A 22,021-nucleotide genomic window follows, 5' to 3' on the forward strand; every position below is an offset into this window, starting at 1 on the left:
GTTCGGTGGTCGCCTCGGCGGGTGGGGCGGAGGCGCGTGGTGATGCGGCGGCGTTCGCCGGGGGGGACCGTCAGGCGGTGGCGGGACGCCTCGGTTTCCGTTCCCGGTTGCCAGCTGCTGGGCGGCCAGGCGTCCCGGAGCCGGGCGCGCAGGGGGCGGCGGGAGGGGTTGGTGACGGTGAGGGTGATGTCCGCCGGGTCGCCGAGGCGGGCGGTGGTGTCGCCGGAGCGGGTCAGACCGAGTCGGCGGACGGGGGCTGCCAGGGCGAAGTCGCAGGCGCAGGCCACGGCCAGAGGTGCGTTGACGGCGAGGATGCCCGTCCAGCTGGGGTCCCAGATGCCGACGGGCAGTGAGCCGAGGGCCGCGAGCAGCGCGGTGCGTCCGGTGAGGGCCATCAGCGGGGCACGGGGACGTGGGCGAGGACGGCGCCGATGACCGAGTCGGCGGTGACGCCTTCCATCTCGGCCTCCGGGCGGAGTTGTACGCGGTGGCGGAGGGTGGGGAGGGCGAGGGCCTTCACGTCGTCGGGGATGACGTAGTCGCGGCCGGTGAGCCATGCCCAGGCGCGTGCGGTGGCCAGGAGGGCGGTCGCGCCGCGAGGGGAGACGCCCAGGGTGAGTGACGGTGATGTGCGGGTGGCGCGGCAGATGTCGACCACGTAGGCCGTGATCTCGGGGGAGATGGTGGTTTTGGCGACTGCTGCGCGGGCTGCTTCGAGGTCTGCGGGGCCCGCGACGGGGCGTACGCCGGCGGCGTGCAGGTCGCGGGGGTTGAAGCCCTCGGCGTGGCGGGTGAGGACGTCGATCTCCTCCTGGCGGGAGGGGAGCGGGATGGTGAGTTTGAGGAGGAAGCGGTCCAGCTGGGCTTCGGGGAGGGGGTAGGTCCCCTCGTACTCGACGGGGTTCTGGGTCGCGGCGACCAGGAACGGGTCGGGGAGGGGGCGGGGGGTGCCGTCGACGGTGACCTGGCGTTCTTCCATGGCTTCGAGGAGGGACGACTGCGTCTTGGGCGGGGTGCGGTTGATCTCGTCGGCGAGGAGGAGGTTGGTGAAGACCGGGCCGGGCTGGAAGGAGAACTCGGCGGTGCGGGCGTCGTAGACCAGGGAGCCGGTGATGTCGCTCGGCATGAGGTCGGGGGTGAACTGGACGCGCTTGGTGTCGAGTTCCAGTGCGGAGGCGAGGGTGCGCACGAGCAGTGTCTTGGCCACTCCGGGGACTCCTTCGAGGAGGACGTGTCCGCGGCACAGGAGGGCGACGACGAGGCCTGTCACGGCGGGGTCCTGGCCGACCACGGCCTTGGAGATCTCGGCGCGCAGGGCTTCCAGGGAGGCCCGGGCGCGGCCCGGGTCCCCGGTGTTCCCGGCGTTGTCAGTGGTCGGGTCCATCATGGACGGCGTACCTCTCTTTCCAGGGCGTCGAGTTGGTCGACGAGTGCGATGAGGGCCGCTTCGTCGCCGGGTGGCGGGCCGAAGAGGAGGGAGTGCAGGGACCGTCCGTCGCCGTGGAGGTGGGCGGACAGGGCGGGCAGGAGTGCCTCGGGCGCGTGCGCCTGGGTGACGGGGACGCCTAGGAGGGGGGCGAGTCGGGTGCGGGTGGTGGAGCGAAGAGCGGCGGCCGCGCGGTCGCGGGCGGCTGCCTTGCGGTAGAGGCGGGCGCGGCCTTCGACGGTTTCGGAGGCGCGGATCGCCACGGGGAGATCTTCGGGCACGAGCGGGCCGAGTCGGCGTGCTCGCCAGAGGGCGGCGAGGGCTGCCGCGATGAAGAGCTGCAGCGTGCCCCAGAGCCAGCCGGACGGGATCAGGTCGAGGAAGTCCTGCTCGTCGTCCGGTGTGGTGGTGGAGGTGTCGGAGAGCGAGGGGAGGTACCAGACGAGATGGGCGCGGGAGCCGAGGAGTTGCAGGGCGAGCGAGGCGTTGCCCTGCTTGTCGAGGCGTTCGTTGTAGAGGATGTCGGGCGCGCCGAGGACGACGGTGTCGCCGTCGCCGGAGGCGTCCGGGATGCGCAGCAGGGTGGCCAGGCGCTCGCTGGGGTAGCACGCGTCGGCGTCGAGGCGTCGGGTGGTGTAGCGGGTGCCGCCGGTTTCCGCGGTGCCGGCGCTGCGGGCGGCGGGCAGTGCGCAGTCGGGGGAGAGTGCGGAGCCGCGGCTGTTCGCCGGGTCGGCGCTCACGCCGGGGGCGAGGGTGTCCACGGAGGGGCTGCCGGGGGCGACGAGGAGGGCGCGGCCGCCGGAGCCGCCGATCGACGAGTGCAGTTCCCTTTGTTGAGCCTCCGTCAGGAGGTCGGGGGCGGCGACCAGGAGCGTGGTGTCGGGGCGGGCTGCGGCGCGGGCGTCGGCCAGGGAGGTGACCACGCGGGTGGACACCCCGTGGTCGGCGAGGAGTTCGGTGACGGCGCGGCTGCCGTGGGGGTCGGCGGAGCGCGGGTCGAGGGCGCCGTGGCGGGCGTCGGACCGGAGCACGGCGAGGATGACGGCCGCCGCGAGGAGCAGGACGAAGGCGAGGGTGAGTCCGCGCGCGCGGGTCCACAGCTGGTGCGCGGTGGGGGACGCCGAGGTGGTCGGGAGGGTGGCCCCGGTCGTCATTCGGCGGCTCCGCGGCGGGCGGGGTGGGCCGCGGCGTGCGGGCTGCTCGCGGTCAGCCGGGGTCGGGTGCGTTCCACGTCGAGGTCGAGTTCGGCGATGCGCCGGTACGTCTGCTCGGTGGCCCGGCGGCCGCCGTACGTCACATCGTCGAAGTCGCGGGCGGCGGTGCGCAGTCGGTCGTTGTGGGCGGGCAGGGCGCGGCCGGCTTCGGCTGCGGCCTCGTCGGCCGTGCGGCCGGGGCGGGTGTCGAGGAGGGCTCGTTCCTCCAGCGAGCGGACGACAGCGCGCATCCGTTCCTGCAGGGCCTGGTTCCAGTGGCCCTGGGCGGCGTGCGCCTCGGCGGCCGCACGGTGTCGGGCGGCACTGCGGGGACGGTCGTCGAACAGGGTGGCGGCGGAAGGGGGCCGGCGGCCGGGGGCGCCCAGGCGCCACCACAGGGCGGCGACGACGGCCACGACGGCCATGGCGATGACGAGCAGGCCGAGTGTGCCGCCGGGGGCGGCGGCCGAGGCGGTGCCGAAGAGGTCCCCGATCCAGTCCCAGAGGGCGTCGAGGACGCGCTGGAGGAGGCCCGGGTCGTTCTGGTGGTACAGGTCCTTGGAGAGTTCGCGGTGGGCCGCTTCCCGGGCGGGGCCGCGGGGGACGGTGACGGGGGGTTCGTCGCCCGAACGGGCCCGCGTCGGTAGCACGCCGTCGCCCGCCCGTAGCAGGGCGGTCACAGCCGTGTCGGCGCCGCGGGACAGGGCTGCCGAGGCGGTGTCGACGATGCCGGGCAGCGTCTGCGGGGGCAGGCTGCCCGGGCGCGGCACGGTCGGTGCTCCCCCCGTCAGGCTCACCGCATCAGCTCCCCGTGGTGGTGCCGGGAGCGGGGGATCCGTAGCCCTGGAGGCCTGCGGCGCGGGCCAGGTCGAGGTCGAGGGCCTCGCGGCGGATGCGCTGGTCGATGTAGAGGAGCACGATGACGCCGGCCGCGATCGGGAAAGTGATCATGGAGCCGATGATCGAGCCGATGCCGCTGACGATCAGGTACGTCCACCCGTACTGGGCGCCCGCGTCGACCATGCCGCTGACGCCCCCGTCGCTCAGCGCGGCGCCGAGGAGGGCGAACGGCACGACGACGATCATCGAGACGATGTTCGCGATGAGCAGGGCGAGCGACTGGATGCCGAAGACGCGCCACCACGAGCCGCGGGTGAGCTTCGCGGAGCGGCCGAGCGCCTTCTTGATGCCCTGCTTCTCCAGCATCAGCGAGGGCGAGGCGAGGGAGAAGCGGACCAGCAGCCACAGCACGAGGACGAGCGAGGCGAGAATCCCGAAGGCCTGCAGCGGGGCCCCCGCGTCGTCGTCGCCGGCGGCGCTCACCAGGATGCCCGGCAGCAGGCACACGGCGGCGGCTGCGGCGGCGATGAGCACCAGCAGGAAGATCAGCCCGAACAGTCGGGGCACCTGGGGGCGGGCGTCGCGCCAGGCCTCCTTGAGGGTGACCGGTTTGCCGAGCACGGCCCGGCTGGTGACCGCCGTCAGCAGGGCGGTCGCGGTGATGGTGCCCAGCAGGGTGATGAGGAGGATGGGCCCGGAGGCGCGCAGGGCGTCGCCCATGGCGTCGAGCTGCTCGTCGACGGTGGCGCTGGGGTCGCCGAGGGCGGTGGTGTCGGTGGAGCCGTTCAGGATCAGGCCCTGCAGCAGGACGACGGCGACCTCGGTGATGACCGCTACGGTCAGCGAGATGCCGAGAACCGTGCGCCAGTAGGTGCGCATGGTGGCGACGGCGCCGTCGAGGATCTCGCCCACGCCCAGGGGGCGCAGCGGGATGACGCCGGGCTTGGCCGCCGGCGGCGGGCCGCCCCAGCCTCCTCCCCATCCGGCGGGGGGACCGTAACCGTGCGGGCCGCCGTAGCCGCCGTGACCGCCCTGCGGGCCGGGGCCCGCGGGGCCGCCGGGGTGACCGCCGCCCGGTCCGGCGGGCGGGTAGCCGCCCCAGCCCGCGCCGGGCGGCGGAGGCGGTGGGGGCGGCGGGGCCGGGTCGGCACGCCGGGGGCCTGCGGGCGCGGACCACTGACCGGGTGGCGGCTGTTCCTTGGACCACTTCGGCCTGGGGTTCTGCGACTCGGCGTCCGGCTGGTCCGCGGGCTGGGCGCCGTCGGGGCGGTCGGCGGGCTCGGCGGCACGGGACGGGCCGGGCTCCTGTCCGTCGGAGGGGGCGGATCCGGGCGAGGCCCAGCCCGGAGTGTCTTTCATCGTCGCTCCTTCACGGTGCCCGTCCGCGGTCGCGGCGGCAGGTTGGGAGCCATCGTGCCATGGGGGGCCGATCGGTGGACCGGCCGCGGTATCCGGTGCACACCTTCAATTGTCCGCCGGATCGGGGGCAGACTGATCACATGGCTGATCAGTACGCGCAATCCGGCGAGGACAAGCGGCCGAGCGAGATTCCCGCGATCCGTTGGGAGGAGCCTCCAGAGGGTCCCGTGGTGGTTCTCCTCGACCAGACGAGACTGCCGGCCGAGGAAGTCGAGCTGGTGTGCACCGACGCGTCCGCGCTGGTGGAGGCGATCCGGTCGTTGGCCGTGCGCGGGGCTCCGCTGCTCGGCATCGCGGGGGCCTACGGCGTCGCGCTCGCCGCCGTGCGGGGCTTCGACGTGGACGATGCCGCCGACGCGCTGGAGGGGGCCCGGCCGACCGCGGTGAACCTGTCGGTCGGCGTGCGCCGGGCCCGGGCCGCCTACCGGGCGGAGGTCGCCGACGGCGGTGATCCCGCGCAGGGCGCCCGAGCAGCGCTTGCGGCCGCACGGCAGCTCCATCGCGAGGACGCCGAGGCGAGCGCCCGGATGGCCGAGCATGGGCTGGCGCTGCTCGACGAGCTGCTGCCGGGAGGCGGACACCGCGTCCTCACCCACTGCAACACCGGAGCCCTGGTCTCGGGTGGGGAAGGCACCGCGTTCGCGGTGGCGCTCGCGGCGCACCGGGTCGGACGGCTCCGTCGGCTGTGGGTGGACGAGACCCGCCCGCTGCTGCAGGGAGCGCGTCTGACGGCGTACGAAGCGGCGCGCAACGGCATGGGGTACACGCTGCTGACGGACAACGCGGCGGGTTCGCTGTTCGCGGCGGGTGAGGTGGACGCCGTGCTGGTGGGAGCGGATCGCATCGCGGCCGACGGGTCGGTGGCGAACAAGGTGGGCACCTATCCGCTCGCGGTGCTCGCGCGCTACCACCACGTGCCGTTCATCGTCGTGGCGCCCTTGACGACGATGGATCAGCAGACGCCTGACGGGGCGTCGATCGAGGTCGAGCAGCGTCCCGGGTACGAGGTGACGGAGGTCGGCGCGCCCCAGGCGCCGATGACCGGAGCGGGTGGTGGCGTTCCGGTGGCGCCCCTGGGAACCCAGGCGTACAACCCGGCGTTCGACGTGACGCCGCCGGAGCTGGTGACGGCGATCGTCACGGAGGAGGGAGTGATCTCGCCCGTGACGGCGGAAGCGCTCGCCGAGCTGTACGAGAGGGCCCCCAAGGGCGCGGAGCGGCTCTGACGGCCGGAAAATCGGAACGGCCGGTGTGACGGCGGAATCCGGAGCCCACCACCACCCTGTGCGCCGTGCCATGGGGGCGTTGTGCCGCAGGCGGGCGTGGGTGGCTGGACTGCCGTCACGTCGGCAGCCCGTGACCCGGCGGATCCGGTGAGGCTCTGGCGCGACGGCGCGACGGCGCGACGGCGCGGGTGGCGCGGGTGGCTCGGGTGGCTCGGGTCGGCGCGGGACAGCGTTCTCGTAGACGGTGCCGAGTCCGACGGTGAGTGCGCCCGGGACCGTTGTGGGGCAGGGACCGTCGTGGGGCGGGGACAGCGGCGGTGCCTGCACCGAGTCGCCGATCAGCGGGGTGACGAACGTGGACGCGAGCACGGCCGGGGCGGCGGGGGCGAGCTGGCTGCCCTGGCCGGCGAGGACGCCCATGAGGCCGAGGATCGGACCCCGGCGGATGCCGTAGCCGACGGCATCCGCCGGGAGCGCCGGTCCCGGTGACTGATGGGCCGGCTGCCGGGCGGCAGCGCCGCCGCGGGGATCGGGACTCGAGAGTCGAGGGCCGGGAGTCGGTCGGAAGGCGTCCGGTCTCGGACGGGCCACGCGGATGGTCGCTCCGAGGGCCAGACGCAGGCCGGTCGTCCCCGGTGCTGGTCGCCGCTCCGCGAGACGCCCCCGCCTCGATCGACGGCGTCCCGCTCGTGCCGCGCGCCCTGCCGCGACAGACTGGATCGGCTGTGCAACGACGTCTGGGAGAGGCCGGAAGGCGCGGCTGATCGTCGCCGACATCCGTCCCCGACATCGACGTCGGAGGGCCGGGGCAGACAGTGACGGTCGCGTACGACTATCGTCACGGGCCAGTGACCCTGCTCACCAGCGCCTCTGTCACTGTTACGAGAATGGGATGATGTCGTTTATGAAGGGACGAGTCCTTGTCGTCGACGACGACACCGCACTGGCCGAGATGCTCGGCATCGTGTTGCGTGGTGAAGGTTTTGAGCCGTCTTTCGTAGCCGACGGCGACAAGGCGCTGGCTGCTTTCCGTGAGGCGAAGCCCGATCTGGTGCTGCTGGACCTGATGCTGCCCGGACGGGACGGCATCGAGGTGTGCCGCCTGATCAGGGCGGAGTCCGGAGTGCCGATCGTGATGCTCACGGCAAAGAGCGACACCGTCGACGTGGTCGTCGGGCTGGAGTCCGGCGCCGACGACTACATCGTGAAGCCGTTCAAGCCGAAGGAGCTGGTCGCCCGCATCCGGGCCCGGCTGCGGAGGTCGGAGGAGCCGGCGCCCGAACAGCTCGCCATAGGCGACCTCGTCATCGACGTGGCCGGTCACTCCGTGAAGCGGGACGGACAGTCGATCGCGCTGACCCCGCTGGAGTTCGACCTGCTGGTCGCGCTCGCACGCAAGCCCTGGCAGGTGTTCACCCGCGAGGTGCTCCTGGAGCAGGTGTGGGGCTACCGGCACGCCGCCGACACCCGCCTGGTCAACGTGCACGTGCAGCGACTGCGCTCCAAGGTCGAGAAGGACCCGGAGCGACCGGAGATCGTGGTGACCGTCCGTGGCGTCGGATACAAGGCGGGGCCCAGCTGACATGACCGGGGACAGCGCCGCTTCGGCCCCCGGCCGGTCCGGGGCCCGTCCGGAGCGGCCTGTCGGCCGTGACACGCCGGGATCACGCTTCGCCCGCCTCCTCGCAGGCGGCCCCCTGCGGGGCGGGGTGCACAACAGCCCCGTCCTGCGACTGCTGCTGCGCTGGGTGCGCCGGCCGCTGCTGCCCGTCATGCGGCTGTGGCGGCGCAACATCCAGCTCAAGGTCGTCGCCACGACACTGCTGATGTCGCTCGGCGTCGTCCTGCTGCTGGGCTTCGTCGTCATCGGACAGGTGCGCAACGGGCTGCTGGACGCCAAGGTCAGGGCGTCCCAGAGCCAGGCGACGGGCGGTTTCGCGGTGGCCAAGCAGAAGGCCGACGAGGCAGTCGGCACCGGCGCAGCCGACGGCACCCCGGCGGGCGGCCGCGGTTCGCCGAGCGTCACCGAGTGGATGAGCGAGCTCGTCCTGTCGCTGTCCAGCGGCGGACAGGGCGCCTTCGACGTGGTCACCCTGCCCCCCGTCGACGACAGCGGCGGCGGCCGCGGACCGCGGGCCTCCGGCTTCGTCGACCCCAACAAGAGCGTCCCGGAGAATCTGCGCGAGCGCGTCAACCGCGGCACCGGCGCCGTGCAGAGCTACTCCCGCATCATCTACCTCAGCGACAAGGAGTCCCAGCCCGCGCTGGTCATCGGCAAGCAGGTCAACGACCCCAACGGCGAGGCCTACGAGCTGTACTACCTCTTCCCGCTCACCCAGGAGGAGAAGTCGCTCAGCCTGGTCAAGGGCACCCTCGCCACCGCCGGCCTCTTCGTCGTCGTACTCCTCGGAGCCATCGCCTGGCTCGTCGTGCGGCAGGTCGTCACGCCCGTGCGGATGGCCGCCGGGATCGCCGAACGGCTCTCCGCCGGACGACTGCAGGAACGCATGAAGGTCACCGGTGAGGACGACATCGCCCGCCTCGGCGAAGCCTTCAACAAGATGGCGCAGAACCTCCAGCTGAAGATCCAGCAACTGGAGGACCTGTCACGCATGCAGCGCAGGTTCGTGTCCGACGTCTCCCACGAGCTGCGCACCCCGCTGACCACCGTCCGTATGGCCGCGGACGTCATCCACGACGCCCGCGTCGACTTCGACCCCGTGACCGCGCGGTCCGCGGAGCTGCTCGCCGACCAGCTCGACCGCTTCGAGACGCTGCTCGCCGACCTCCTGGAGATCAGCCGCTTCGACGCCGGCGCCGCAGCCCTGGAGGCCGAGCCGATCGACCTGCGGGAGGTCGTACGGCGCGTCGTCAGCGGGGCCGCGCCGCTCGCCGAGCGCAAGGGGACGACCGTCCGCGTCATCGGCGACCAGCAGCCCGTCGTCGCCGAGGCCGACGCCCGGCGCGTGGAGCGCGTGCTGCGCAACCTGGTCGTCAACGCCGTCGAGCACGGCGAGGGCAAGGACGTCATCGTCAAACTCGCCGCCGCGGGCGGAGCCGTCGCGATCGCCGTACGCGACTACGGCGTCGGGCTCAAGCCCGGCGAGGCCACCCGCGTCTTCAGCCGGTTCTGGCGCGCCGACCCGGCCCGCGCGCGGACCACCGGCGGCACCGGCCTGGGTCTGTCCATCGCCCTGGAGGACGCCCGGCTGCACGGCGGATGGCTGCAGGCCTGGGGCGAGCCCGGCGGCGGCTCGCAGTTCCGGCTGACCCTGCCCCGGACGGCCGACGAACCACTGCGCGGCTCGCCGATACCGCTGGAACCCAAGGACTCCCGCCGCAACCGGGGAGAACTCGACGACGCCGGTCTGCCCCGCGGCGGCGGCCAGAAGAGCGCGACGGTCCCCGTGCAGCCCGCCACCGAACAGCTCGCGGCCGCCCGGACCCCGCTCACGCCCCGCGTGGGCACGGCGACCCCCACGGCCGACCCGACGGCGCTGCCCGGCAACGGCGCACGCGTGGTGTCCCGGCCCGCGCAGGGCTCCGGCGGCGCCCGCCAACAGGACGAACCGCCCGCCCCCGGGACGACGGGAGACGGCCGGAGCCCGGACGGGACGGACACCGTCGGCGCCCCGGGCGCTCCGGGGCAGGCGGACGACGCCGCACACACGGCGTCGAGGGGGACACCCGCCCGGCCGCCCGCCGGGGCGGAGGGCGCGGATGAGCAAGGGGAGGCACGTCGTGGGCGCTGAGGGGCGCGAGAGGGGGGCTCGGCGCACGCCGGGGCGCGCAGTGGGGCGCGTGGTGGCGTACGCCGCCTGCGGAGCCCTACTGCTGACGGGATGCGCCTCCATGCCCGACAACGGGGATCTGCGCGACGTCGAATCCACCCCGCGCCAGGACACCCAGGTACGGGTCTTCGCGATGCCGCCCCGGGACGACGCACCGCCCGCCGAGATCGTCCAGGGCTTCCTGGAGGCCCTCACCAGCGACGACCCCGGCTACTCCACGGCCCGCCAGTACCTGACCGACCGGGCGGCCCGCAGATGGGAGCCCGAACGGTCCACCACGGTCCTCGCGGACGGCCCGGCCACCGAGGCCGACCCCGCCAGCAGCAGGGAGGGAGGCGACGACTTCTCGTTCGTCCTGACCGGCACCCGGGTCGCCACCGTGGACGCCCAGCAGTCCTACGCGCCCGCCTCCGGCGGCTACGACCAGCCGGTCCACCTCACCCGCGACAAGAAGACCCGCCAGTGGCGCATCGACGCGCTGCCCACCGGCGTCGTCATGGGCAAGTCCGACTTCCAGCGCAACTACGTCTCCGTCAACAAGTACTACTTCGCGTCCAACACCAAGGCGGACGCCGCGGGCCGGCCCACGGCGGTCGCCGACCCCGTCTACGTGCGCGAGCGGGTCGATCCCATGACCCAGATGGTGCGCTCCGTGCTCACCGGACCCACCAGCTGGCTGCGTCCCGTCGTCCGATCCAGCTTCCCCACCGGCGCCGCCCTGCCCCAGGGAGTCACCTCGCTGACGCCCGACGACCAGAACAAGCTCACCGTGCCGCTGAACGACAAGGCCGCCCACATCGGCCAGGGCAAGTGCGACGAGATGGCGGCCCAGCTCCTGTTCTCCCTCAAGAGCCTGAACCCCACCCTCGACGAGGTCGCCCTGCGCGCGGGCCGAACCCAGCTGTGCTCCCTCAGCGAGGAACGCGCCGCCACCGTCGCCTCCCGCGGCTCCCAGAACAGCCCCGGCTACCTCTACTTCATCGACGGCCAGCACCGCCTCGCACGGATGGCCAGCGGCAGCGGCGACACCAAGGCCGACCCCGTGCCCGGACCGTTCGGCGACGGCGCCAAGGCACTGCGCTCGGTGGCCGTGGCGCACGACGAGCACAGCGCGGCCGGAGTCGCCCTCGACGGCAAGACGCTCTACGTCACCTCCACCCTCTCCGGCAGCTCCGTCGGCGACCCCGTCCTGGAGAGCAAGGGCAAGACGGAGACCGACCGCCTCACCACCCCCAGCTGGGACGCCCACGGCAACCTGTGGGTCGCCGACCGCGACCCCGCCGGGCCGCGGCTGCTCCTGCTGGAGAAGGGCGGCGGGGAGCCCCTGCGGGTGCTCACTCCGGGCCTCGACGGCCGGATCAACGCCGTGCGGGTGGCGGCGGACGGGGTGCGCATCGCGCTCGTCGTGGACAAGGGCGGCAAGCAGACCCTGTTGATCGGGCGGATCGAACGAGGCGTCGGCGACGGGACGCGACCGGCCATGTCGGTCCAGGAACTGCGTTCCGCGACACCGGAGTTGGAGAAGGTCACGGCCATGTCGTGGGCCGGGGACAGCCGGCTCGTGGTGGTGGGGCGCGAGGCCGGCGGTGTGGAGCAGGTGCAGTACGTGAGTTGCGACGGCTCGTTCCCCGAGGCGGGAACTCTTCCGGGCCTCGCCGAGGTCACGAGCATCGCCGCTTCCGAGGACAGCGACATCCCGCTGTTCGCGACCTCCAAGGAGGGACTGCTCTGGCTGCCCGGCGGAAGCGGATGGCGGACCCTGAAGGAGATCGCCTCGGTCGCGTTCTACCCGGGGTGACAACTGTCCCGGCCGGTCACGGATGTGCCCTTTGCGAGGCGCACGGGGGCACGGGGAACGCGGGGACGGGGGGACGCGGGGACGGTGGCGGGGGTGGCCCGGGTTGCGCGGGCTTGAGGTGAGGCTCGCAGGCGGGCCCCACCGCTCTCCCACGCAGCCCGCTCCCGTTCCGGGAGTGCGCCGTGGGGCCGTCCTGTCCTTTTGCGCTTTCTGGTTTTCCGCGTTACTCCATTGTCGGCCCGATCGGCCGAGACCGCCTTCCCGACGGCTTCCAGCGCGTTCGTGAAAGTTTTCCCCAGGGCCTCCGAGGCGGTTTTCCACAGGGCTGGTGAGCCACCCCGCCCACTGGCACAGTCATCCCCGTGGAAGGCGTTCGCAGGTGGTGGCAGGAACTCACCGGCCTGGTGCTGCCCGCCGAGTGCGGAGGCTGCGGAAGAGCACGTACGGTGCTCTGCCCACAGTGCCGTACGGCGCTGGGCGGGGCCGTGCCGTTCCGGGTGCGGCCCGTGCTCGAACCGCCCGGGCTGCCCGCCGTGCACGCGGCGGCCCTCTACGCGGACGAGGTACGGGCGGTGCTCCTGGCCCACAAGGAACGCGGCGCGCTGGCGCTCGCGCGCCCCCTGGGGGCGGCGCTCGCGGGAGCCGTGCGGGCGGGGCTGCGGGAGGCGGGGGTGGAGGGGGTGGGGGAGGGGGAGGGGCCCCCACCCGGCGGAAGCCCCGGAAGCCCCGGAAACCCTGGCGACCCCGGAGGCCTGGCAAGTCGCGGGAGCCCTGGGGGCCTTGCAAGCCCTGGAGGCTTGGCAAGCCCCGGGGGCGTCCTGCTGGTCCCCGTTCCCTCGGCGCGTGCCGTCGTCCGGGCTCGTGGTCATGATCCGGCCCGGCGTATCGCGCTCGCCGCGGCCGGGGAGCTGCGGCGGGCCGGGGTGCCGGCGCGGGTGGCCGCGGTGCTGCGGCAGCGGCGGCCGGTGGCCGACCAGGCGGGGCTCGACGCCCGGGAGCGGCAAGACAACCTGGTGGGGGCGCTGGCCGTCGTGCCCGGGGGCGTGCGGGTGCTGTGCGGCGCGCCGGTGGTGCTGGTCGACGACCTCGTGACGACGGGCGCCTCCCTGGCGGAGGCGGCCCGCGCGGTGCGGGCGGCGACGGAGACGGCCCGCGCGGTGCGGGCGGCGGCGGAGACGGCACGCGCGGCGCGGGCGGCGGCGGAGACGGCGACGGGCGGGGAAGGCGGGGATCAAGGCGGTGCGGCTTCAACGAGCCCTGCGGGGTGGGCCGGTCGGGGGCAGTCGGTGGGGGAGCGTGCGGCGCCTGTGGGGCGACCGGGGCGACCGGGTCGGTCGGGGCCGGTGGACGGCGCGGCGCAGGCGCGGCGGATGGACAGCGCGCAGGCGGGGCGGATGGGCGGTCGCGGTGCGGGTACGGGGGCCGTGGGGGACGTCGGGGAGGAGGAGGGCGAGTTGTGTGGGGGTGGCGTCGGGGCCGTGTACGGGGGTGTGACTCGGGAAGGCAGAGAGGTGAGGTCGTCCGGAGCGAGGGCAGGAGTCAGGGGCGGCGCCCCGTCGGGGTCGTCGCGGCCGTCCGGTTCGGGCGGTGCGGTGGGTGAGGTGGTGTGCGCGGCCGTGGTCGCCGCGGCGCCGAGCTCATTCGAAATAAACCGGAACTGATGGAGAACTTGCGTCGTTGCAGGTAATGAGAGAGTCAATTCACCTGAACGGAGGTACGCCGCAGTAGAGGGTGACGACATCCGTCCGGGCGAGATATGTTCGGTTGTGAGGGAAAGCCGCAGGCCACACCTCTCGAATCCGAATGCCGTGCTGCGGGTTTTCGCAATCTCCTGCGGTACCTGGGGTGTAGATCTCGCCCATGGGGGAGGAGGAGGTGGAAGTCACCAAGTCGGAGGTTCCGGTACTCACCGGAGCCTGGTGCAAAAGGGAGACGCTCCGCCGCGGAGGCGGGGTGATCCGGGAACGGAGTTCTGCGTGGACATCGTCGTCAAGGGCCGCAAGACCGAGGTGCCCGAGCGGTTCCGCAAGCACGTGGCCGAGAAGCTGAACCTGGAGAAGATCCAGAAGCTCGACGGCAAGGTGATCAGCCTCGACGTCGAGGTGTCCAAGGAGCCCAACCCCCGACAAGCCGACCGGTGCGACCGAGTGGAGATCACGCTCCGCTCCCGCGGCCCTGTGATCCGGGCGGAGGCGTCGGCCAGCGACGCGTACGCGGCACTCGACCTGGCGGCGGAGAAGCTGGACGCCCAGCTGCGCAAGCAGCACGACAAGCGTTACACGCGCCGTGGCGCCCGCAGGCTGTCCGCGGCTGAGGTTCCCGACCACGTCCCGGGGGTGGCGACGCTCAACGGGGACGGGCAGCCGGTGCCCGCCAGTGAGCCGAACAGTGTGCCGACGAAGAAGATCGGCTCCCTCGAGGTGCAGGGCGACGGCCCCCTCGTGGTGCGCGAGAAGACCCACGTAGCCGCTCCGATGACGCTCGACCAGGCCCTCTACGAGATGGAGCTGGTCGGACACGACTTCTACCTGTTCGTCGACTCCGAGACGAAGCAGCCCAGCGTCGTCTACCGGCGCCACGCCTACGACTACGGCGTGATCTACCTCGACACCGACCCGATGGTGACCCAGGCGCACGCGCCCGAGGCGGGCGGCACGCTGGGCGGCTGATCCGCCCCGGTGACAGTTCGGCGGTGTGCCCCTGGAGCGCGTGTGCGCCCCCAGGGGCACCCGTGCGCGACCCCTGGGGGCTCGCTCTGTCGCCGCGTTGTCGTCCGGGCATGGAATCATGGCAGGGCGGCTCAACCGGTGGGTCGCTGCCTTGCGTTGGCGATGGCTCAGGACCACGGCCACAGCCTTCAGGGGGAGGAACGATGGCGGACACCTTCGGACCGATGCGGGACGACGAGGCCGACGACGGCGTCGTCGGCATGGGCCCGGACGGGGGCACCCCACGCAAGGAACCGATCAGAGTCCTTGTCGTGGACGACCACGCCCTGTTCCGCCGCGGACTGGAGATCGTGCTCGCGGCCGAGGAGGACATCCAGGTCGTCGGTGAGGCCGGCGACGGCGCGGAGGCCGTGGACAAGGCGGCCGACCTGCTGCCCGACATCGTGCTGATGGACGTCCGGATGCCCAAACGCGGCGGCATCGAGGCGTGCACCTCCATCAAGGAGGTGGCTCCCAGCGCGAAGATCATCATGTTGACGATCAGTGACGAGGAGGCGGACCTCTACGAGGCGATCAAGGCGGGCGCGACCGGTTATCTCCTGAAGGAGATCTCCACGGACGAGGTCGCCACCGCGATCCGCGCGGTCGCCGACGGTCAGTCGCAGATCAGCCCGTCCATGGCGTCGAAGCTGCTCACCGAGTTCAAGTCGATGATCCAGCGGACCGACGAGCGCCGGCTCGTTCCCGCGCCGCGGCTGACGGACCGGGAGCTGGAGGTCCTCAAGCTGGTGGCGACGGGGATGAACAACCGGGACATCGCCAAGGAGTTGTTCATCTCCGAGAACACGGTGAAGAACCATGTCCGCAACATCCTGGAGAAACTGCAGCTGCACTCCAGGATGGAGGCGGTGGTGTACGCGATGCGGGAGAAGATCCTCGAGATCCGCTGATCGCCCAGGTGCGCTGATCCGCTGATCCGGGCGCGGGTCAGGCCAGTGCGCGGGTGAGCTCTGTGGTGAGGGGCTCGCGCAGCTCCGGGGCGTCCACGCGTTCCACGCGCACGTCGGTGCAGTTCACCCAGGTCGCTGCTTCGAGCAGGGCCTGTGCCACCGCCGGGACCGCCTTGGGGCCGTCCAGGGTGACCTGCTTGGCGACCAGGGTGTGTCCCTCGCGTGCCGGGTCCACGCGGCCGACGAGCCGGCCGCCGGCGAGGACGGGCATCGCGAAGTAGCCGTACACCCGCTTGGGTTTGGGGACGTAGGCCTCCAGACGGTGGGTGAAGCCGAAGATCCGCTCGGTGCGGGCGCGTTCCCAGACGAGGGAGTCGAAGGGGGACAGCAGCGTGGTGCGGTGGCGGCCGCGCGGTGGCGTGTCCAGGGCCGCCGGGTCGGCCCAGGCGGGCTTGCCCCAGCCCTCGACGGTGACCGGGACCAGGCCCGAGTCGGCGATCACGGCGTCGACCTGTTCGCCCTTGAGCCGGTGGTAGTCGGCGATGTCCGCGCGTGTGCCGACGCCGAGGGACTGACCGGCCAGGCGGACGAGGCGGCGCAGGCACTCGGCGTCGTCGAGCTCGTCGTGCAGGAGGTCGGCGGGGACGGCGCGTTCGGCGAGGTCGTACACGCGCTTCCAGCCGCGGCGCTCGACGCAGACGACCTCGCCGTACATCAGGGCGCGTTCCACGGCGACCTTGGCGCCTGACCAGTCCCACCACTCGCCGGTCTTCTTCGCTCCGCCCAAGTCGGTGGCGGTGAGGGGGCCTTCGGTGCGGAGCTGCTTGAGGACCTGGTCGTACGTGCCGTCCGGGAGGGGGTGGTTCCAGTGTGGGCGGCTGCGGTAGGCGCGGCGGCGGAAGGCGAAGTGGGGCCATTCCTCGATGGGGAGGATGCAGGCGGCGTGCGACCAGTACTCGAAGGCGTGGGCGTCCTGCCAGTAGGCGTTCTCGACGCTCTTGCGGTCGACGGCTCCCAGGCGGGCGTAGGGGATCAGCTCGTGGGAGCGGGCCAGGACCGAGATGGTGTCGAGTTGGACCGCGCCGAGGTGGCGGAGGACGCCGCGCACGCCGGCCTTGCGGTCGGGCGTGCCGAGGAAGCCCTGTGCGCGGAGGGCGGTGCGGCGGGCTTCGTCTGCGGAGAGCTCGGTGGCGGGGCGCGGGGTGGTCATGGTTCGCACGATAGGGGGTGGGTCTGACAGTGCGGGGCGGGCCGGGGGGAGTCAGTTCGCGGGCGGCGCGGCGGGCCGGGGCGGGGGGAGGTAGGGGGCGGTGGAGGGCAGTCCCAGGTCGGACGGGAGCAGGGCGGCCAGCCAGCAGTCCCGTCGTACGCCCTTGTTGTTGAGGGCGGAGCGCAGGGTGCCTTCCAGGGTGAAGCCGGCGTTCTGCGCGACGGCGCGGGAGGCGTCGTTGCCGACTTCGGCCCGCCATTCGACGCGGTCGACGCCGAGCTCGGTGAAGGCCCAGCGGGAGGCGGTGAGGGTGGCCTCGGTGGTGTAGCCGTGGCCGCGGTGTTCCTTGGTGGCCCAGAAGCCGATCTCGGCCGTGCCGAGGCCGCGCATGGTGAGGCTGAGGACGCCGGTGAGGGGTCCTTCGGGGAGGAAGACGCCGAAGGTGTACATCGAGCCGGTGGCCCAGCCCTCGGGGGCGAGCAGTTCGATGAAGCTGCGGGCGTGCTCGCGCAGGTAGGGAGAGGGGATGGTGGTCCAGCGCTGGACGTCGGGGTCCTGGGCCGCGGTGTGCACGGCGTCGGTGTCCCGCGGGTCGAGGGGGCGCAGGACCACGCGGGCGCCGGTCAGGGTGAGGGGCTCGGGCTCCATCGGCCGATTCTGCGCGGTGGCCGGTGCGGACGCCAATGTTTCGCGGTGGGTGAGCGGGTGATCACAATTCGCGCGATTCGTCTGGCGCGGGCGGCACCATCGGCGGCGCCCGGCCGTTGTCCACGGCGAAGGAGATTTTTGGAGCAGGTGCGCAGCAGTGTGCGGTCCTCGTCGCGGCAGGCCTCCCGGGGCGGCGGGGTCCTCGCATACGATGGCCGTTGCTCAGTAAGTCGCATGGCAACCGACCGTCCCAGGCCCGACCGGCAAGGAGACCAAGCCCCGTGTCCGTCCTCTCGAAGATCATGCGTGCAGGCGAAGGCAAGATCCTGCGCAAGCTGCACCGCATCGCGGACCAGGTCAACTCCATCGAAGAGGACTTCGTCGACCTCTCCGACGCCGAGCTGCGGGCCCTTACCGAGGAGTACAAGCAGCGGTACGCCGATGGCGAGACCTTGGACGATCTGCTGCCCGAGGCGTTCGCCACCGTGCGCGAGGCCGCCAAGCGCGTCCTCGGTCAGCGTCACTACGACGTGCAGATCATGGGTGGCGCCGCGCTGCACCTCGGCTATGTGGCGGAGATGAAGACCGGCGAGGGCAAGACGCTCGTCGGCACGTTGCCCGCGTATCTGAACGCGCTGTCCGGCAAGGGCGTTCACCTGATCACGGTCAACGATTACCTGGCCGAGCGCGACTCGGAGATGATGGGCCGCGTTCACAAGTTCCTGGGGCTGGAAGTCGGCTGCATCCTGGCGAACATGACGCCGGCCCAGCGGCGTGAGCAGTACGCGTGCGACATCACGTACGGCACGAACAACGAGTTCGGCTTCGACTACCTGCGCGACAACATGGCGTGGGCGCAGGACGAGCTGGTGCAGCGGGGCCACAACTTCGCCATCGTCGACGAGGTGGACTCCATCCTGGTCGACGAGGCGCGTACGCCGCTGATCATCTCGGGTCCGGCGGACCAGGCCACGAAGTGGTACGGCGACTTCGCGAAGCTGGTGACGCGCCTGAAGAAGGGCGAGGCCGGCAACCCGCTCAAGGGCATCGAGGAGACCGGCGACTACGAGGTCGACGAGAAGAAGCGCACGGTCGCCATTCACGAGTCGGGTGTCAGCAAGGTCGAGGACTGGCTGGGCATCGACAACCTCTACGAGTCGGTGAACACGCCTCTGGTGGGCTACCTGAACAACGCCATCAAGGCGAAGGAGCTCTTCAAGAAGGACAAGGACTACGTCGTCATGGACGGCGAGGTCATGATCGTCGACGAGCACACCGGTCGTATCCTCGCCGGTCGCCGTTACAACGAGGGCATGCACCAGGCCATCGAGGCGAAGGAGGGGGTGGACATCAAGGACGAGAACCAGACGCTCGCCACGATCACCCTCCAGAACTTCTTCCGCCTCTACAAGCGCCATGACCACGACGGCAAGGAACAGCCCGGCCTGTGCGGCATGACGGGTACGGCGATGACCGAGGCCGCCGAGTTCCACCAGATCTACAAGCTCGGCGTGGTGCCGATCCCGACGAACCGGCCGATGGTCCGCAAGGACCAGTCGGACCTGATCTACCGCACCGAGGTCGCGAAGTTCGAGGCGGTCGTCGACGACATCGCCGAGAAGCACGAGAAGGGCCAGCCGATCCTCGTCGGCACCACGTCGGTCGAGAAGTCGGAGTACCTGTCGCAGCAGCTGTCCAAGCGGGGCATCCAGCACGAGGTGCTGAACGCCAAGCACCACGAGCGTGAGGCGTCGATCGTCGCCCAGGCGGGCCGCAGGGGCGCGGTGACCGTCGCCACCAACATGGCCGGCCGTGGTACGGACATCAAGCTCGGCGGCAACCCGGAGGACCTGGCCGAGGCGGAGCTGCGTCAGCGGGGTCTGGACCCGGAGGAGCACATCGAGGAGTGGGCGCAGGCTCTGCCCGCCGCTCTGGAGAAGGCCGAGCGGGCGGTCAAGGCCGAGTTCGAAGAGGTCAAGGAACTCGGGGGTCTGTACGTCCTCGGCACCGAGCGGCACGAGTCCCGCCGTATCGACAACCAGTTGCGCGGTCGTTCCGGCCGTCAGGGCGACCCGGGCGAGTCGCGCTTCTATCTGTCGCTGGGCGACGACCTGATGCGGCTGTTCAAGGCGCAGATGGTCGAGCGCGTGATGTCGATGGCGAACGTGCCGGACGACGTGCCGATCGAGAACAAGATGGTCACGCGTGCGATCGCGTCCGCGCAGTCGCAGGTGGAGCAGCAGAACTTCGAGACGCGTAAGAACGTCCTGAAGTACGACGAGGTCCTCAACCGGCAGCGTGAGGTCATCTACGGCGAGCGCCGTCGCGTCCTGGAGGGCGAGGACCTGCAGGAGCAGATCCACCACTTCATGGACGACACGATCGACGCGTACGTGGGCGCGGAGACCGCCGAGGGTTTCCCGGAGGACTGGGACCTGGACCGGCTGTGGGGTGCTTTCAAGCAGCTCTACCCGGTGAAGGTCACGGTGGAGGAGTTGGAGGAGGCGGCCGGCGACCGGGCGGGGCTGACGGCCGAGTTCATCTCCGAGTCCATCAAGGACGACATCCGCGAGCAGTACGAGTCGCGGGAGTCGCAGCTCGGTTCCGAGATCATGCGGGAGCTGGAGCGCCGGGTCGTGCTGTCGGTGCTGGACCGCAAGTGGCGCGAGCACCTCTATGAGATGGACTACCTCCAGGAGGGCATCGGTCTGCGCGCGATGGCGCAGAAGGACCCGCTGGTTGAGTACCAGCGCGAGGGCTTCGACATGTTCTCCGCGATGATGGACGGCATCAAGGAGGAGTCGGTCGGCTACCTGTTCAACCTGGAGGTCCAGGTCGAGCAGCAGGTCGAGGAGGTCCCGGTCGCGGACGCCGAGCCGGTCGACATGGAGAAGCAGGACGTGGTGCCGGCGCAGGCGGGCTCGCGTCCGGAGATCCGTGCGAAGGGGCTGGACGCTCCGCAGCGTCGTCAGCTGCACTTCTCGGCGCCGACGGTGGACGGCGAGGGCGGCACGATCGAGGGCGACTTCGACGACGACGAGGAGCCGGTGCGTTCCGAGGCCGACGGTCTCACGCGCGCGGAGCGTCGCAAGCAGGCGAAGGCCGGGCGGCGTCGTAAGAAGTAGCGTGGCGTGCTCGCCCGAGGCGTTGTCGTCGGGCGGCGTGTGAGGCGTCGCGCAGCGGTTTGAGGGGCCGGGTCACCTGGAGGTGGCCCGGCCCTTCGGCGTGCGCCCGCCCGGTCGTCGTCCGGCGTCCGGGCGGGCTCCGGGCCGCGCCTCTGCCGGGTCCCGACCGCGTCCCGACCGCGTCCCGGCCGGCGCCGCTCGCCGGGGACGTGCTCGTCGGTCCGGGCGGTCCTGTCGTCCTGGATGCCGTTCGGGGGATCAGTCGTCCTGGGTGGGGGGTCGGCGGGGGCCGTCGAGTTCGACGGCGGTGCAGCGCCAGCGGCGGTCCCGGCCGAGCTCCAGGCGGAAGGCCATCGCGCGCAGTCGGTCGCCGGCGCCGATGCGGGCGAACGCCTCGATGGCGCCGGGGCGGGGGACGTAGTAGCCGATGTCACGGACGACGGGCTGGGCGCCGCGGGCGGTGCGCAGGGGGCCGCGTTCGGCGAGGCGTGCCAGGTCGTCGTAGGCCGCGCCGAGGGTGTGCCGCAGCATGAAGTGGACGGGGCGCCGGCCGCTGAGGACGGCGAGGAGCCGGTCGGCGAAGAGGTCGGTGGGGCGGGGCTGGGAGAGCGGTCGGCCGGGGGCCTGGGCGGTCGCGGGGCGGCCGTCGGCGGGGCGGGTGGAGGCGCCGGCGCCGGACGGGCCGGGCGGGCGTCCGCCGCCGGGGGCCGTGGGAGGGGCGCCGGCGCCGGGGGTGCGCGGTGGTGCGCCGGCGGGGCGGCGGGTGTCACGACGGCCGGGCGGGCGGGCGCCTGCGGGGCGGGTGCCGGGCGGGCGGACGCCGGGGTGGTGCTGCGTCCTCGTCATGACCTTGTTCATGGGGTCCCCGTTCGGTGGGCCCGGTTGTACCGGGCGGTAACTTGCCGTTGTGGATCTTGTACGGGGTGGCGGTCGGTGACGGCAAGCAGACGGTGCGCCCGTGTCGGGGGCCCGTGAAGTTCACTCATCAGGGTTGGTGAGAGGCGTCCGAGGCCCGGCGGCACGGGGGCGGCCCGGGTGAGTTCCGGGGCTTCGGGTTGACGCCCGCCCGGGGGTGGGCGGGGGCCCGAAAGGGGACGCCCGCACGTATCCTGAAGGCTCTTCGGGAGGCGCGGAACCCGTCCTGCCGGGAGCACCGAGTCCGAGCCGGCGACCACGAAATGAGCGGCCAGTCATGCGCGTCTACGTCCCCCTGACCCTCCCCGCTCTCGCCGAGGCGCACAAGACGGGTGAGCTGGGGTCGGAGCCGCTCGTCGCGTACGCCGTCACGCCGGCGCTGCGCGAGTGGTACGTCTCCGACGACATCGAGGAGCTGGAGTACGCGGCGCTCAGCAGGGCCGCGCTCGCCTCCCTGCGGCTCCTGGCGGCGGACGCGGGCGTCCCGCGGCGGCGCGTCGTGGTCGCCGTGGACGTCCCCGACCGTGCGGCGGCCGTCGACCCCGACCGCGGGCTCGACCCGGCGGCGCTGGGCGAGGTGCGGGTGACGGGCGCCGTGCGGCTGGCCAAGGCGGCCGCGGTGCACGTCGACGCCGGCGACGCGCAGGCGGACGTCACCGCGGCGGCGGAGGCGCTCGCGGCGGCGGACGGCGGGGACGACGACGCGCAGTTCGTCGTGGACGGGGCCGAGGACCACGAGCTGCTGTGGTTCGCCCCGCAGGAGATCCCGAACCTGGTGGGCTCGGGCGGCTGAGCGCGAGGCGATTGCGGT

15 protein-coding genes and 2 pseudogenes are annotated in these 22,021 nt (G+C 72.4%); 9 read left to right on the forward strand and 8 right to left on the reverse strand.

What is annotated here, in order from left to right; all coding sequences use genetic code 11:
- From ACFVYK_RS21180 to ACFVYK_RS21200, 5 genes and pseudogenes are all read right to left on the reverse strand, one after another.
- Positions 1-395 (reverse strand): annotated as a pseudogene (locus tag ACFVYK_RS21180) (DUF58 domain-containing protein); the annotation flags it as partial.
- Positions 395-1,384: an AAA family ATPase gene (locus ACFVYK_RS21185; protein WP_389776244.1), complete on the reverse strand. Its 990-nt coding sequence runs from the start codon at positions 1,382-1,384 to the stop codon at positions 395-397. The gene ACFVYK_RS21185 and the pseudogene ACFVYK_RS21180, both read right to left, overlap by 1 nt.
- Positions 1,384-2,580: a DUF4350 domain-containing protein gene (locus ACFVYK_RS21190; protein WP_389776150.1), complete on the reverse strand. Its 1,197-nt coding sequence runs from the start codon at positions 2,578-2,580 to the stop codon at positions 1,384-1,386. The genes ACFVYK_RS21185 and ACFVYK_RS21190 overlap by 1 nt, the downstream gene beginning before the upstream one ends.
- Positions 2,577-3,323 (reverse strand): DUF4129 domain-containing protein, encoded by a 747-nt coding sequence (locus ACFVYK_RS21195; protein WP_389776246.1) that lies wholly within the window; start codon positions 3,321-3,323, stop codon positions 2,577-2,579. Before ACFVYK_RS21195 ends, ACFVYK_RS21190 begins: the two co-directional genes overlap by 4 nt.
- A gap of 97 nt (positions 3,324-3,420) precedes the next feature.
- Entirely contained in the window at positions 3,421-4,818 is a 1,398-nt protein-coding gene (locus ACFVYK_RS21200; protein ID WP_389776153.1) for a glycerophosphoryl diester phosphodiesterase membrane domain-containing protein, read from the reverse strand.
- 140 nt (positions 4,819-4,958) lie between these two features.
- On the opposite strand from ACFVYK_RS21200, the gene mtnA reads away from it, so the two are divergent.
- The 7 genes and pseudogenes from mtnA (at position 4,959) to ACFVYK_RS21235 (ending at position 15,312) form a co-directional block, all read left to right on the forward strand.
- Positions 4,959-6,104 carry an S-methyl-5-thioribose-1-phosphate isomerase gene (gene mtnA, locus ACFVYK_RS21205; RefSeq protein WP_389776155.1) on the forward strand — a complete coding sequence of 382 codons (1,146 nt, stop codon included), beginning with the start codon at positions 4,959-4,961 and terminating at the stop codon, positions 6,102-6,104.
- A gap of 892 nt (positions 6,105-6,996) precedes the next feature.
- The gene (mtrA, locus tag ACFVYK_RS21210) at positions 6,997-7,686 is read left to right on the forward strand and encodes a two-component system response regulator MtrA (RefSeq protein WP_187283109.1); all 690 of its coding nucleotides are present in this window, start codon (positions 6,997-6,999) and stop codon (positions 7,684-7,686) included.
- A 1-nt stretch (position 7,687) separates the two neighbouring features.
- Entirely contained in the window at positions 7,688-9,856 is a 2,169-nt protein-coding gene (gene mtrB, locus ACFVYK_RS21215; protein ID WP_389776157.1) for an MtrAB system histidine kinase MtrB, read from the forward strand.
- On the forward strand, positions 9,846-11,693 hold the full coding sequence (locus ACFVYK_RS21220) for an LpqB family beta-propeller domain-containing protein (protein WP_389776249.1): 1,848 nt from the start codon (positions 9,846-9,848) through the stop codon (positions 11,691-11,693). The genes mtrB and ACFVYK_RS21220 overlap by 11 nt, the downstream gene beginning before the upstream one ends.
- Positions 11,694-12,055: 362 nt before the next feature.
- A pseudogene (locus tag ACFVYK_RS21225) lies at positions 12,056-13,072 on the forward strand (ComF family protein); the annotation flags it as partial.
- 597 nt (positions 13,073-13,669) lie between these two features.
- Positions 13,670-14,362 carry a ribosome hibernation-promoting factor, HPF/YfiA family gene (gene hpf, locus ACFVYK_RS21230; RefSeq protein ID WP_389776160.1) on the forward strand — a complete coding sequence of 231 codons (693 nt, stop codon included), beginning with the start codon at positions 13,670-13,672 and terminating at the stop codon, positions 14,360-14,362.
- A gap of 203 nt (positions 14,363-14,565) precedes the next feature.
- Positions 14,566-15,312 carry a response regulator gene (locus tag ACFVYK_RS21235; protein WP_389776163.1) on the forward strand — a complete coding sequence of 249 codons (747 nt, stop codon included), beginning with the start codon at positions 14,566-14,568 and terminating at the stop codon, positions 15,310-15,312.
- A gap of 37 nt (positions 15,313-15,349) precedes the next feature.
- Here ACFVYK_RS21235 and ACFVYK_RS21240 read toward each other — a convergent pair whose 3' ends face one another.
- A complete protein-coding gene (locus ACFVYK_RS21240; RefSeq protein ID WP_389776166.1) occupies positions 15,350-16,522 on the reverse strand; it encodes a winged helix-turn-helix domain-containing protein in 1,173 nt (390 codons plus the stop codon).
- A gap of 51 nt (positions 16,523-16,573) precedes the next feature.
- Positions 16,574-17,170, reverse strand: coding sequence for a GNAT family N-acetyltransferase (locus tag ACFVYK_RS21245; protein WP_389776169.1), 597 nt, complete (start codon positions 17,168-17,170; stop codon positions 16,574-16,576).
- 281 nt (positions 17,171-17,451) lie between these two features.
- Between ACFVYK_RS21245 and secA the strand changes: the two genes are divergently transcribed.
- Positions 17,452-20,295: a preprotein translocase subunit SecA gene (secA, locus tag ACFVYK_RS21250; protein WP_389776172.1), complete on the forward strand. Its 2,844-nt coding sequence runs from the start codon at positions 17,452-17,454 to the stop codon at positions 20,293-20,295.
- A 258-nt stretch (positions 20,296-20,553) separates the two neighbouring features.
- Here the strand turns inward: secA and ACFVYK_RS21255 are convergent, their stop codons facing one another.
- A complete protein-coding gene (locus ACFVYK_RS21255) occupies positions 20,554-21,153 on the reverse strand; it encodes an Rv3235 family protein (RefSeq protein ID WP_389776174.1) in 600 nt (199 codons plus the stop codon).
- Positions 21,154-21,487: 334 nt separating this feature from the next.
- On the opposite strand from ACFVYK_RS21255, the gene ACFVYK_RS21260 reads away from it, so the two are divergent.
- Positions 21,488-22,003: a DUF6912 family protein gene (locus ACFVYK_RS21260; protein ID WP_389776177.1), complete on the forward strand. Its 516-nt coding sequence runs from the start codon at positions 21,488-21,490 to the stop codon at positions 22,001-22,003.
- The last annotated feature ends 18 nt before the right edge of the window (positions 22,004-22,021 follow it).

It is taken from the genome of Streptomyces sp. NPDC058291 (assembly GCF_042880855.1).
Lineage (GTDB): Bacteria > Actinomycetota > Actinomycetes > Streptomycetales > Streptomycetaceae > Streptomyces.

What these genes read in the sequence shown, in the direction of transcription:
- ACFVYK_RS21190 (WP_389776150.1), bottom strand. Translation starts at nt 2,580, where the DNA reads ATGACGACCGGGGCCACCCTCCCGACCACCTCGGCGTCCCCCACCGCG.
- ACFVYK_RS21245 (WP_389776169.1), bottom strand. Translation starts at nt 17,170, where the DNA reads ATGGAGCCCGAGCCCCTCACCCTGACCGGCGCCCGCGTGGTCCTGCGC.
- ACFVYK_RS21260 (WP_389776177.1), top strand. Translation starts at nt 21,488, where the DNA reads ATGCGCGTCTACGTCCCCCTGACCCTCCCCGCTCTCGCCGAGGCGCAC.
- ACFVYK_RS21240 (WP_389776166.1), bottom strand. Translation starts at nt 16,522, where the DNA reads ATGACCACCCCGCGCCCCGCCACCGAGCTCTCCGCAGACGAAGCCCGC.
- ACFVYK_RS21200 (WP_389776153.1), bottom strand. Translation starts at nt 4,818, where the DNA reads ATGAAAGACACTCCGGGCTGGGCCTCGCCCGGATCCGCCCCCTCCGAC.
- mtnA (WP_389776155.1), top strand. Translation starts at nt 4,959, where the DNA reads ATGGCTGATCAGTACGCGCAATCCGGCGAGGACAAGCGGCCGAGCGAG.
- ACFVYK_RS21235 (WP_389776163.1), top strand. Translation starts at nt 14,566, where the DNA reads ATGGCGGACACCTTCGGACCGATGCGGGACGACGAGGCCGACGACGGC.
- mtrA (WP_187283109.1), top strand. Translation starts at nt 6,997, where the DNA reads ATGATGTCGTTTATGAAGGGACGAGTCCTTGTCGTCGACGACGACACC.
- ACFVYK_RS21255 (WP_389776174.1), bottom strand. Translation starts at nt 21,153, where the DNA reads ATGAACAAGGTCATGACGAGGACGCAGCACCACCCCGGCGTCCGCCCG.
- mtrB (WP_389776157.1), top strand. Translation starts at nt 7,688, where the DNA reads ATGACCGGGGACAGCGCCGCTTCGGCCCCCGGCCGGTCCGGGGCCCGT.
- ACFVYK_RS21185 (WP_389776244.1), bottom strand. Translation starts at nt 1,384, where the DNA reads ATGGACCCGACCACTGACAACGCCGGGAACACCGGGGACCCGGGCCGC.